Below are 11512 nucleotides of genomic sequence, written 5' to 3' on the forward strand. Positions count from 1 at the left end.
CTTCAAAATCAATATATTTATATTTCTATAAATATAAATTCATCATCACAGCATCAAAATATTCTTCATCAATTTTAAAATATTTTTCATATAATCCAATTTCCTTAAATCCAAACTTTTTATAAAGTTTTATTGCATTTAAATTATCAGACCTAACATCTAGTTGAATAACTTCTAGCTTAGCCACATCTTTTGCAAAAGAAATAAGTTCTTCCATCATTTTTGAAGCAATACCTTGGTTCCAGTATTTTTTCTTAACACTTATAGCAAGTTCTCCCCTATGAGCAACGCGGACTCTATTGCCAATTCCATGCAGTGACCCTATAGATACTACTTCATCATTAATCTTTCCTACATACATAACAGATTTACTTGATGAGTTCATCTTTTCTATTATTTCTTCTTCTCTTTCTATAGGCATATCTTTAAATTCATTTTCACCAAATAAAAGATAATCACTTTCTCCACCAATTATATTTAAATATTCAATAATATCTTCAGCATCCTCCTTTGACGCCTTATTAATTTTTAGTTTAAATAACACATTCTCACCTCATTAATAGCACTCTATTCTCATACTTTCAATTTCTTTAAGTAAGAATCTTCACTCTAGAAGCTAATTTTCATCAATATTAAACTTAACTTCTCCTTTAGCCTTTCTACCTACCAACTTTATTTTAATTATTCCTTCTTTAAGTGAAATAGTTTTTGTTTCTTCATTTTCCCTACAAGTATCGGTAGTCACAAACTACATTTATGCCTACGACATCTTTTGTAAATGGAACAGGAAACTGAGTACATTAAGTATACACTATCTATTCCATATAATATGTGAAAATCCTTCTATTAAACTTATATCTTATAAATTTAAAAGACATCCTTTACTAACAGATCTTCTTTATTTTCCATTATTGATTATCACAGACCACTATAGCCTTTCTCTTTTTACAAAAATAAAAAGCCCTATACTCTTTTTAGCACTCTAATAATAAAAGCCACGAAAATTAAAACTATAATACCTGCTAATAACCAATACTTTTCATAAAAGCGCCATATTTCATAGAAAATATATAAGGGTCGCCTAAATACTTATTTTATGTCATTACTAATATGAACCACCACCCTTATTCCCCTCTATTATCTTACACGAAAAAACCTTGAAAAGGTTACACTATTCAAGGTAAAATTTAATTAATCATTGGAAATATTTTGTTGTATCAATTAATCTTTTAAATCTCCTCATACCATCTAGGAATATATGTTTCAAACCCATTGTATACATTATTTACTTTATCAATATTCCTCATAGCAGTTTTCAATTCTTTTTCACCAAAATTTAATGACCAAGGTATACTTGCTATTAAATTTCTAGCACTATATAAGGCCATAAGTCTAAAAAAATCATCTGGAACATTATTATTAAAATATCCATGTATTTGTCCATTAGCAAAGTATGTGCTTTCACCCCAAGTAAATACAAACCTATCATATTCTTCCCAGGGGTCTCCAAAACTTGATCTATTAAAATCAATAATTCCTAAATTACCTTCAGGAGTTATTACCATATTACCTATATGATAGTCTCCATGTTGAAAAGTAATTGGGCGACCCTTTAAATATTTTTCATTATTATAAATAAATTTTATGATTTCCTGTTCATTTTGAATTTTATGACCACATTGTTTATAAGCTTCAATTACTGTATCAATTCTATTTTTATAAATCTCTGCCCAATATCCAATAGTTTCCGATGGTTTTATTCTATGTATTTTACATAATATTTTACCTGCTTGTACTCCTAATTCATACTGTCTATGCTTATTTAATGTAGGCCATATATCTAATGCATCTTCTCCTTCCAACCATGTAAATAACAAATACACTTTATTTCCATTATCACATATACCAAAATCTATTGGCATTGACATATTAATTTCTTGTTCAATTACTAGTTTTAAATTTTCAAATTCAGATTTTTTCCTTTCATAAAAACTAATATCTGATAATCTAAGAAGCAATTTATTACCTAATTTATCTACTATGAAAAACTTTTCATCCTCTGACCAGCCTTTATTAATCCTTTTTATTATTTTCCAATCCCTATAATAAGATATATCCTTTAAAGATTCTATTCTCATCATCTTTCACCTCTTTCTGCATATTATAGCATTGTTATAATATTATTTGGCATTTCTATTAGTACCTTTGTGAATATAGGGCAATATGAAAATTAAAAATATTTGATTTTACTTTATGATATACCTAGTATGATTGTTTATATAAAACTTGGCATACTAAAAAAGAGGGCCAAGAACAATAGCTCCTAGACCTCTTTACTATTACTAATTCTTTCTTGTAAAACAATCCTGTTATTGTAGTCGTTTTACATGTCCATTATATAAGTAAATTAAGGAAGACATATAGTCATTACTCAATAATAAAGGAGATCTTAACATTTAGCCTATAATTAACTATCTTATCATTTTCAACAACAGCTTGCATATCACTTACATATACGCTTTGAATATTGTCTATTGTCTTTGAAGCTTCTGAAACTGCTTCTTGCGCTGCAGCTTCCCAACCATTTGCTGATTCCGAAAGAAGTTCTATAACTTTAACAATCACCATAACCATCCTCCCATCCAATTTTATATTAGCTAGTATATATTCTCCCTATTATTGTATCCAGATTATATCTATATATTAGTTGCTAAAAGTATTAATATCTCTAGCTTTATAAAAATTTCAATTCTAAACAATCATATTTACAGTTTCATAATAAGTAAGTCTCTTATATCATTTATAAAGTTACAGGATTGTATTTTAAAATTTAAAACCTTCATGAATATATTGACAGTGGTTACCATTTAATCTGCCATTAAAAGTAAATGGAAAGTAAGGTACAATATAAATAATAATTTTTCGAGAAATAATAAAAAAGAAAAAAACAATAAAATAGACTGGCTTAAATCCTTTGCCATAGCAATAATAATTTCTTTCTTTATAAGATTTCTTATTTTTGATATTACATATGTTAAAGGCGATTCAATGAACCCAACCTTAGAGGAAGAAGATAGGTTAATATTAAAAAATATGGGACTGTTTTAGATATTGAAGAATATGATAGGGGAGATATAGTTACTTTTTCCTCACCTTTAGAAAATGATAGAAAACTCTTTATTAAACGAATTATAAGATTGCCAGAAGATAAGATATACATTATAGATAGTTAAATATATATTAATGATGAATATGTATTTGAGCCCTACATTCAAAAACACTTATTTACTCAATCAATTATTTATGGAAACAATTATGTAATGTCTGAAAACGAAATATTCGTAATTGGAGATAATAGGAGTTATGGAATAAGCTTTAACAGCGGACATTTCGGAAGTATACCCACAGAAAAAATAATAGGTAAAATAATATTTAGAATTTTTCCTTTCTCTAAAACAAGTAATTTTTAAAATAATAGTTTATTCTCTATTACTATATTATGATCTGGCTTGTAATAAGTACTATAACAATTGGGTATAAGATATTTATAATGGAGGGATTATTAATGAGCAAACTTTTTTCAAATATTAAGGTTAAAAATTTAGAGTTAAAAAATCGTATAGTAATGGCTCCAATGTGCATGGTTGCTACCGATGATGAGGGTTATGCTAAGAACTGGCATGAAATTCATTATGCTTCCAGAGCCATAGGTGGTACTGGTCTTATTATTTTAGAAGCTACAGCAGTAGAAAGTAGAGGAAGAATAAAAGATGGAGATTTAGGAATTTGGGATGATTCTCATATTGAAGGACTATCTAAAATAGTTAAAAGTTCAAAAGAACTAGGTGCGAAAGTTGGAATTCAATTAGCTCATGCCGGAAGGAAATGTGAAGTAAAGTCCGAGAAAATTATTGCCCCATCACCTATTGCTTTTGACGATAGCTATCCTACGCCAACAGAAATGACTAAAGATGATATAGAAACTGTAATAAACTCTTTTAAAGAAGGGGCTAGAAGAGCCAATAAAGCTGGATTTGATACTATAGAGATTCATGGAGCCCACGGCTATTTAATAAATGAATTTTTATCACCACTAACTAATAATAGAAAAGATGAATATGGTGGAAATCTAGAGGATAGAACTAGATTTTTAAGGGAAATAATAAGGGAAATAAAAACAGTTTGGCCTGAAGATAAACCAATAATACTAAGGGTTTCTGGTGAAGAATATGTAGAAGATGGAAACCATCCAAAAGATTTAGTAGATATTATAAATTTAGTCAAAGATGATGGAATAGATATAATAAACGTCAGTTCTGGAGCAGTAGTTCCTGCAGATATAGATACATATTCAGGATATCAAGTTCCTTTTGCAGAAATAATTAAAAAAGGAACTGATTTACCTGTTATTGCAGGTGGACTAATTACAGAAGCAGAAATGGCTGAAGAAATACTTAAAAATAATAGAGCTGATTTTATATTCTTAGGACGAGAATTACTTAGAAACCCTTACTGGCCATTAGAAGCTGCTAATAAATTAAATGAAGATATAGAATGGCCTTATTCTTATAAAAGAGCTAAAATTTAGTGTTATTTAAAGCCCTAGTATATAATGGCTAGGGCTTTAAATTTTACTTTATATAAAACATCTATAAAACATCATTCTTTTAATATAATAGAAAGTACCTTCCCAACTAAGAATAGATACTTTTTATCATGCAATTATTAATTATACATTTTTAATAGCTACTTGGGCTGCAGCGAGTCATACTATAAGTACTAAATATGCCAACAAGATACATAATCAAGACCAACTTTATCGCAACATATTATAGAATTTGATATTTCCCATGCTCTCCACATATACAAATATAGAGTTTTGGATTTGCCTTTCTATCTAACTTTGCAATCATATTCATTAACTTTCCTACTCCTTAATATCTATAATTTCAAAAGGCCCTAATAAAGGTCCTAACTTAAATGTCACTAAAATTTAAATTTTGTAATATACTTCACTACTCTTTAATAGAATTTTTGATTACCTTTTCTGGTATTTCATTGAAAAGTGGGCTGACTGATGTCCGATTATGTATCCTTTGAATAGCTTCGGCAAATAAAGGAGCTACAGATATTAATTTTATTTTACTACTATGTAAAATATTTTCATTATTCACAGAATCAGTACTAATAATTAATTCAATAGGACTATTCTCTACTTTTTTTATTCCTTCATTGTCTAATAAAATATGGGATAGGCATGCTATTACTTTATTTGCTCCCTTTTCTTTTAATGCTTCTGCAATATTTATGAGAGTACCACCTGAAATACTAAAATCATCTACAATAAGTACATTCTTGCCCTCTACATCGCCTATTATTTCAAGTATTTCTGCTTTCTCATCATGGCCTCTCCTAATCTTGTCTCCAATTGCTACTGATAAATCAAGGTATGAGGCAAACTTTCTAGCTTCCTTTGCAAACCCTGCATCTGGAGAAACAACTATTAAATTTTCAATATGTAAACTCTTTATATATTCACATAAAACAGGTAAAGCAAACAAATGATCAACAGGTCTTGTAAAAAATCCTTGGACCTGATGGCTGTGTAAATCCATTGTTACTATTCTATCTGCACCAGCTAGTTCTAAACAATCTGCACAAACCCTTCCACGAATAGATACACGTGGTTCATCTTTTTTATCTCCTTTAGCATATCCAAAGTATGGAATTATTGCAGTAATTGACTTAGCACTTGCTCTTTTAAATGTATCCATCCAAAATAATATTTCTACAAACTCATCATTAGGTTTTAACCCTATGGATTGTACTAGATATACGTCTTTATCTCTTACTGTTTCCTCAACTTTTACAAAAGTATTACCTTCCGAAAATGTAATAACCTGTGATACACCTAGTTCTACTCCTAAATATTCGCACATTCTTTCAGCAAAATGTTTTCCACTACTTCCAGCAAATATCTTTAAATCACTATTATCTTGAAGCATATTTTCACTCCTACTGTTAATTTTATTTTTCACAGCATATATATCTTCCATATTAAGTTTTTTAATCATTTTTATCCTTATCTTTATTCCAAATATTTTACACAAATATCTACATCACCAAGGCTTTTTGACATCAAGCCAATCATTCTTTTTCCAATAATTATAGTTAGTTTTATTCTATTTCTCACCTTTTCATATAATAAGATATTAGAAAAAATATGATTTACTAATATTTCTCCTGGTCATCTTTACAATACTTTCAATACATCTCTCTGTACCTAATCTACTTAACATAACCTTAAATTTTTCTTTTGTTTTTCCATATTTATTATAGAAATCCATAGTATGCTTTAAAAATAATTCCATCTCTTCTAAAGAAAATATACTACTAGCCACTCCTTCTCTATTTTGTAATTCTATAAGTTTGCCACCTAAATATATTGATACTCCTATATCTTTTTCAACTATCCCACCAAATTTACATCCTTCTATACATTTACCACAATTTATACATTTTAGATTATCTATAATTGGTTTGCTATTCTCAATAGAAATGGCATTTTTTCTACAGTTCTTAATACATAGACCACAGTTCCTACATTTTCCCTCTATAACTTTTGGAACTCTCTGGCCTACTATTCCAAAATCTTCTGACTGGACTTGTAAACAATTATTTGGACAACCTACAATGCCAATTTTAAATCTCCCAGGTAATTTATAATCTTTATATTTATCAAAAATTTTATTTCCTATATCTTCAGCATCTATTATTCCATTACCACATATAGCTCCCTTACAAGTAACAACAGGTCTAAGGTTTTGTCCTGATTTTAATAATAAAAGATTAAATTTGTTTATATCTGCTTTTATACTATCTATATCTTCATACTTAATCCAAGGTATTTCCACACATAACCTAGTTGTAAAACTCATATAACCTTTTCCATATTTTTCTGATATATAACAAATATATTTCATATCTTCTGCAGTCATCTTACCAGCTTTACTAATAATACGTATCCTAAAATATCCTTTAGTTTTTAATGGCGTAAAGCCTTCAGATCTTAACTTCCTTATTTCATCCTTTTCCACTAAAATCCTCCGTTCCCTGTTCTACCTAATCTTGTACATTAGATTTATGTTTATAATCATGTAAAACTTGATCTAGAACAATAACTATTGATAATATAAAAGCTTGGTTTTCATTGTCATCTATATCCACCGTATAAGTATCTGAAAAAGATATTAATTTTTTATTTACTCTTGCTACTTTTCTACCATTTTTATATATAGAAAAATTATAATCAAAAATATCCCCATCTACATCGAATTTTCCAAAATCACTACTGATAGAAAACTTGGACTTAAATAAAGTAAGTTTCTGCTTTATTGTTGCTCCTAACTTGTTATTTAGGTATATATTATATTCTGGTAAAAATCTTAATATCTTTTGTTCAATATGAGATACATTGCTCCCTAACATATCATAAATATTTAATTTCTTTCCTATGGTCAATACTTTTCCGACGACTTCAAACCTTGGTATTCCTTGTTCATCTTTTATTTGAAATTTATTTCCAATAGTAAATATTTTTTCTCTAACAATATATTTCATTATTACAATCTCCCTTAAGTTTATTTATATTTCATTCTATCATTTCACTAAATAAAATCATAGTGCTTCAATCTTTCCATCTTCATCATAAATATCTACTTCCTTCTTTAACACTTAAAGGATCTAATGAATTTTGCTCAATGAAATTTTCTACCCATTTCCTATCAGTTTTAGAATATTCTCTTAAAGTCCAGCCAATAGCTTTATTGATAAAAAATTCTGTAGTCTCCGAATTATGTATAATTGCCTTTAAAACTTCCTTTGACAACGCCGCCCTTTCTGGCTTCTTCAAACCAAGAAAGGTGAATAAATATCTTATGTATTTTGCCATTGATTTCGATTGTTCTTCATTTCTGTTACTATAAAATATCTCAAATATATCCATAATATACACCCTTATATTAATTTTTCTACATTTCCGCATCTATAATTTTTTCATCTAAGATATGCTTAAGCTCTTTTTCAATATATAAATCTTTCAACTGCCAAAATTTCTTAAATCTAATATAAGAATCTATAGCCTCTTTGTTATCCTTTTCTTTAATTTTTATGGCCCTTATTAATATATTTTTAGGAGTATGCTCCATATCTATAAATTCAAGTAACTGCACTTCATAGTCTAAAATCTCTAGTACATTGGCCCTTAAACTATCTGTTACTAATGATGATAACTTTTCCTTTATTATGCCATGTTTCAACATTGGTTCTAATACTGGATTTTCAATCTTGTCATAAAATTCGTGTTGGCAGCATGGAACTGAAAGTATAACTTTAGCATCCCAGTTTACAGCTTTAACTAATGCTGCATCAGTGGCAGTATCACAAGCATGTAATGTAACTACCATATCTACATCTTTGGAACCCTCAAAATCTTTAATATCTCCGTGTACAAATTTAAGTTTCTCATAATTTAAGTCTAAAGCCACTTCATTACAAAATCTAATTACATCCTCTTTTAAATCAAGTCCTATAATATTTACATCTAAGTTTAGAATACTTACTAAATAATAATAAAGTGCAAAAGTCAAATAGCTTTTTCCACATCCAAAATCTATAATATTAATAGTTTTATCTTTTTTTATACTTGGCATTACATCTGCTACCATTTCTAAAAATCTATTTATCTGCCTAAATTTATCGTATCTTTTTGAAATAACCTTTCCTTTTTTATTCATTACCCCTAGCCTTATAAGAAAATCGCAAGGTTTTCCATCTTCAATTATATATTCTTTTTTTCTATTATGTGATAGATTCATTTCTGTTTTTGTAGGTTTTTTCTTTAATATCCTAGCCTTTCCCTTTTTAGATATTAATATTTGATAGTCTGCTTCTCCTGTAAAGAACATACCTTGTCTAAAACTTTCAGTTAAAAGTTCCTCTATCTTTTCAATAGATTTGTTAGGTTCAAGGTTATCATGTATAACCCTAGTTTTATAATTGTAGGTAAGTTGAATCTTTATTTCATCTTTTATTAAAACTGGCTTTATATCTACTTTATTAAAACTATCCTTATCTTTCTTCCTAAGATTACTGAGAGTTCCAAATATAATCTCTTCATTTAATATAACTTTGTTTAATAATTCTATAACTTCATTCATTCTAAATCTCTCCTCTTTTTAAATGGAAAAAAGGCCAGTCCTTTTTTCTTACTTTTAACCTTTAACCGTTTATCTCTAATTTTAATCTTTTGAAGTATTTCTCCATAAATTTAATTCTTTCTTTTCCTATTTCTTTTTCCTTCTTGGTAAATAATTTACCAGGAATATTTTTAAACTTTACTTCATATTCAATAAATAGCGTATGATCTGACATTCTATATTATCTTTTTCTGTAATAAATATTTAAACTAATGATACATCCAACTATTCCAGTTATGATATACTTTACCCTTATTTTCTTTGTAACTTCTCATTTCTTTAATATAAAAGGCAAAGCAATATTATAAATTTAGGAATTTGTTTTTCAATATCTCCATAACCATAATCACCACGAAATAAAGTATCTTGACCATTAAAAATAGAAATAGATACACCAACTGTTGTATCTTCATGATTGTTAACATAGGAGTCAATTGTTGTTAGTATATCCTATCCAAAGTCCAGATGGAAGGACAGTGTTATTTTGTGCATAAACTGTACAATTACTATTAAAAATCATAATACATAATATAGATAACAATAATATCTTTACTTTTTTATCATTTTCATCTCCAATTTTAAAGTGAGAAAAAGGGTACGTTTCCCTTTTTTCACTAATTATCATTATTTCTTTTCATAAATTGTCTTTTCATTTACATTTTTACATGTATAAACTGTAGGCTCTTGACTATCAGTAGCTACTACAAAGGAAAATCCATCCATGTTAGTAGCTGCACCAAATTCACCTTTATTATTTAAACATACTACCGACAAATCTCCAGATTTTCCTCTCCTTTTCGTTAACTCATTATGTAAACCTAATACAGCTTTCTCTGCAGCTTCTTGAGGATGGTATCCTTCTTTCATTAGTCTAACTATTTCATAGGATATGCAACCTTTCATTAAGTCTTCTCCTAGGCCTGTTGCTGTTGCTCCTCCCACTTCATTATCTACATAAAATCCTGAGCCTGGAACTGGTGAATCACCAACTCTTCCCTTTCTTTTCATAAATAATCCACTTGTTGATGTTGCTGCATTCATATTATTATCCATATCTAAAACTACCATGCCTACTGTATCATGTCCATCGTAAGGACTTAATCCGGTTTCTGCAATTTCTTTTACTCTTTTCTCATATTCTTCTTTTCCTTTTTCGGTTAACATATTCACTCTTTCAAATCCATTTTTTTGTGCATATTCATCTGCCCCCGCCCCTACTAAAAAACAATTAAATCTTTCTTTACTTAATTCTTTAGCTACACTTATTGGATTTTTAAAATCTCTTATTCCAGCTACTGCTCCTACATTTAGGGTTGCCCCATCCATATAAGCCGCATCTAATTCTACTACACCTTGTTCATTTGGTAGTCCACCATATCCAACTGAAGTATAGTCTGGATTATCTTCAACAATTTTAATAGCTTTCTCTATTACCACACTAGATTTTCCATTATTTTTTAATAGATTTGCCCCTTCGGTTACACCTTCTTCTGCCATTTCCCATGTTCCTATAATCGCCCACTTCATAACCTATACCCCCATTTTCTAATAGTTATAAATATAGCAGTATATTTAGATATATAATATCGATATATCTGCTATAAAGTTAACTATAAGTGATTTTAAAAAATATTTCCCTTAATAGTGTAAATGCTTAACTCACAATTTAAGTCACTAGTATCCAGGCTCATTTCATTAATTCTTATTTTACTAAATTAACATACAGTTGTCTATGTAATTGGAGGTTTGACAATCCTTACATAAAAAGTCAAATATATTTTTCCCTCATATACAATCTAGTTATTCTTCATAAATCAAAATATTCATATACAAAACAGCTGGCCCCTAAATTTTAGGAGCCAGCTTAAATTATTCTACTTAGCCTCTTTACCTTTGACTACTCCACATGTTGAAACCTACCAGTGAAAAATCTCAGTACTGGCGGTTCATAGGTAAATTTAAGACCTTTTATTTCATCCCTTCTCTTATATGTGTTGATTATAGCTTCAGCTACAAAGTCTAAATGAGCATAACTATATACTCTCCTTGGCAATGTTAATCTAACTAACTCTAATTCTGGGAAGTATTCATTACCCTCTACATCCCTACCTGCTGAAACATTTCCTCTCTCCATAGTTCTAACACCTGATTCAATAAAAATTTCAGCTGCTAAAACTTGAGCAGGATATTCACTTTGTGGAATATGAGGTAAAAATGTTTTAGCATCTAAGAATACCGCATGGCCCCCTATTGGC

Annotated in this window: 13 protein-coding genes; 1 reads left to right on the forward strand and 12 read right to left on the reverse strand. The window is 28.9% G+C overall.

Features of this window, described 5'->3' with window-relative positions:
• Positions 1–25: 25 nt before the first annotated feature.
• From VK071_09175 to VK071_09190, 4 genes are all read right to left on the reverse strand, one after another.
• Positions 26–544, reverse strand: a complete 519-nt coding sequence (locus tag VK071_09175; protein ID HLR35474.1) for a GNAT family protein — start codon at positions 542–544, stop codon at positions 26–28.
• 72 nt (positions 545–616) lie between these two features.
• Positions 617–745 (reverse strand): hypothetical protein, encoded by a 129-nt coding sequence (locus VK071_09180; protein ID HLR35475.1) that lies wholly within the window; start codon positions 743–745, stop codon positions 617–619.
• Positions 746–1229: 484 nt separating this feature from the next.
• Complete coding sequence (locus VK071_09185) at positions 1230–2141, reverse strand: phosphotransferase (GenBank protein ID HLR35476.1); 912 nt, start codon at positions 2139–2141, stop codon at positions 1230–1232.
• 286 nt (positions 2142–2427) lie between these two features.
• Entirely contained in the window at positions 2428–2634 is a 207-nt protein-coding gene (locus VK071_09190; GenBank protein ID HLR35477.1) for a dodecin family protein, read from the reverse strand.
• 931 nt (positions 2635–3565) lie between these two features.
• On the opposite strand from VK071_09190, the gene namA reads away from it, so the two are divergent.
• Positions 3566–4588: an NADPH dehydrogenase NamA gene (gene namA / locus VK071_09195; protein HLR35478.1), complete on the forward strand. Its 1023-nt coding sequence runs from the start codon at positions 3566–3568 to the stop codon at positions 4586–4588.
• Between the two features lie 427 nt (positions 4589–5015).
• Here namA and VK071_09200 read toward each other — a convergent pair whose 3' ends face one another.
• The 8 genes from VK071_09200 to VK071_09235 form a co-directional block, all read right to left on the reverse strand.
• The gene (locus VK071_09200; GenBank protein ID HLR35479.1) at positions 5016–6074 is read right to left on the reverse strand and encodes a ribose-phosphate diphosphokinase; all 1059 of its coding nucleotides are present in this window, start codon (positions 6072–6074) and stop codon (positions 5016–5018) included.
• A 138-nt stretch (positions 6075–6212) separates the two neighbouring features.
• Entirely contained in the window at positions 6213–7097 is an 885-nt protein-coding gene (locus VK071_09205) for a 4Fe-4S dicluster domain-containing protein (protein HLR35480.1), read from the reverse strand.
• Positions 7098–7122: 25 nt separating this feature from the next.
• Entirely contained in the window at positions 7123–7620 is a 498-nt protein-coding gene (locus VK071_09210) for an LURP-one-related family protein (GenBank protein ID HLR35481.1), read from the reverse strand.
• Between the two features lie 85 nt (positions 7621–7705).
• Complete coding sequence (locus VK071_09215; GenBank protein HLR35482.1) at positions 7706–8005, reverse strand: DNA alkylation repair protein; 300 nt, start codon at positions 8003–8005, stop codon at positions 7706–7708.
• A 25-nt stretch (positions 8006–8030) separates the two neighbouring features.
• Positions 8031–9218: an SAM-dependent methyltransferase gene (locus VK071_09220; protein HLR35483.1), complete on the reverse strand. Its 1188-nt coding sequence runs from the start codon at positions 9216–9218 to the stop codon at positions 8031–8033.
• A 61-nt stretch (positions 9219–9279) separates the two neighbouring features.
• Positions 9280–9432: a hypothetical protein gene (locus VK071_09225; GenBank protein HLR35484.1), complete on the reverse strand. Its 153-nt coding sequence runs from the start codon at positions 9430–9432 to the stop codon at positions 9280–9282.
• A gap of 449 nt (positions 9433–9881) precedes the next feature.
• Positions 9882–10784 carry a N(4)-(beta-N-acetylglucosaminyl)-L-asparaginase gene (locus tag VK071_09230; protein ID HLR35485.1) on the reverse strand — a complete coding sequence of 301 codons (903 nt, stop codon included), beginning with the start codon at positions 10782–10784 and terminating at the stop codon, positions 9882–9884.
• A gap of 370 nt (positions 10785–11154) precedes the next feature.
• Positions 11155–11512, reverse strand: a 358-nt coding sequence (locus VK071_09235) for a tyrosine phenol-lyase (protein HLR35486.1), incomplete at its 5' end; no start/stop codon positions are given.

This window comes from Tissierellales bacterium (genome assembly GCA_035301805.1).
Lineage (GTDB): Bacteria > Bacillota > Clostridia > Tissierellales > DATGTQ01 > DATGTQ01.

Coding starts and splice junctions, on each gene's coding strand:
- namA (HLR35478.1), top strand. CDS start 3,566: ATGAGCAAACTTTTTTCAAATATTAAGGTTAAAAATTTAGAGTTAAAA.
- VK071_09210 (HLR35481.1), bottom strand. CDS start 7,620: ATGAAATATATTGTTAGAGAAAAAATATTTACTATTGGAAATAAATTT.
- VK071_09185 (HLR35476.1), bottom strand. CDS start 2,141: ATGATGAGAATAGAATCTTTAAAGGATATATCTTATTATAGGGATTGG.
- VK071_09190 (HLR35477.1), bottom strand. CDS start 2,634: ATGGTTATGGTGATTGTTAAAGTTATAGAACTTCTTTCGGAATCAGCA.
- VK071_09230 (HLR35485.1), bottom strand. CDS start 10,784: ATGAAGTGGGCGATTATAGGAACATGGGAAATGGCAGAAGAAGGTGTA.
- VK071_09220 (HLR35483.1), bottom strand. CDS start 9,218: ATGAATGAAGTTATAGAATTATTAAACAAAGTTATATTAAATGAAGAG.
- VK071_09200 (HLR35479.1), bottom strand. CDS start 6,074: ATGATTAAAAAACTTAATATGGAAGATATATATGCTGTGAAAAATAAA.
- VK071_09215 (HLR35482.1), bottom strand. CDS start 8,005: ATGGATATATTTGAGATATTTTATAGTAACAGAAATGAAGAACAATCG.
- VK071_09225 (HLR35484.1), bottom strand. CDS start 9,432: ATGTCAGATCATACGCTATTTATTGAATATGAAGTAAAGTTTAAAAAT.